Source organism: Burkholderia sp. Ac-20349, assembly GCF_017104865.1.
Taxonomy (GTDB): domain Bacteria; phylum Pseudomonadota; class Gammaproteobacteria; order Burkholderiales; family Burkholderiaceae; genus Burkholderia; species Burkholderia aenigmatica.
Genome location: NZ_JAAGPM010000349.1, coordinates 1 through 1050, shown reverse-complemented (window position 1 = coordinate 1050; position 1050 = coordinate 1). Strand labels below are relative to the sequence as shown.

The following is a 1050-nucleotide window of genomic DNA, read 5'->3' as shown; positions in this document are numbered from 1 at the left end:
AGCTGTGAAGCGTCAAGAGGTTGTTTCTCGACGCAGGAAGTCTCGCCATCGGCGCAATGCCGCCGATGGCGCTATGAGCCCGATGCCAGTTGTAGTGATGCTGCCAACTCGCCAGGGCTTCGATGCGATGAGCCGAGCTTTGGTACGTCCATGCATAGGCCCACTCACGTAAAGCCGACTGGATGAAGCGTTCAGCTTTCCCGTTGGTCTGTGGACGATACGCCCGCGTAAATTTGTGTCGGATACCCAGTTCCTGACAGGCCCGAGCAAACTCGTGCGAACGGAACGCCGAACCGTTGTCGGTCAGTAACCGGCGCACATGCACGCCGAGCCCGGCGTACCACGCAACGGCGTCGCGCAGAAACTGCACGGCACTGCGTTTCGTCTCGTCGGAATGCATCGCCGTGAAGGCAATCCGGGCATGGTCGTCCACGGCGACGAACAGGTACTCCCAACCCACGCCGTCCACCGTATCGCGTCGATTACCGGTGACACGATGGCCAGGACGCGCGATTCGACCTAGCTTCTTGATGTCGATGTGCAGCAAGTCGCCTGGCGCCTCGTGTTCGTAGCGCTGAACGGGTTCACGCGGTTGCAGGTCGCTCAACCGGGATAGTCCGGCACGCGCCAGCACGCGGCTGACGGTCGAGGCAGACACGCCTGCCTGTCGGGCGATCTGACGCTGCAGCAAGCGCTGCTGGCGCAATTCCACGATCAGCAAGGCCGTTGCCGGAGCGATCGAGCGGGGAGAACAAGCCGGTCGCGATGAGGCGTCAGCCAGCGCTGGCGCGCCGCCGGCCAGATAGCGACCCAGCCATTTGCGCACGGTCGGTGCGCTCACGCCATGATCGGCCGCGGCCTGCGGCACACTCGAACCGAATTCGGTGATCTCCTGGACCATCTCAAGTCGACGCGCAAATGTGAGTCGGGCATTCTTATGGGTGTTCATCCGGCTGGGTTCCTGGAAGGTTGGGTGTTTGGCGACTTCCAGTCTCCCAGACTCAGTCCGGATGAACCATCGATACAACCTATTGAAGCTTCACAGCTAGC

The 1050-nt window shown here is 61.6% G+C and carries 1 protein-coding gene; it reads right to left on the bottom strand.

The window, feature by feature from the left end; all coding sequences use genetic code 11:
- Positions 1-949: IS481 family transposase (locus tag G3N61_RS39150; protein WP_089449676.1), on the bottom strand; the 949-nt coding region annotated here is incomplete at its 3' end.
- Positions 950-1050 lie beyond the last annotated feature (101 nt).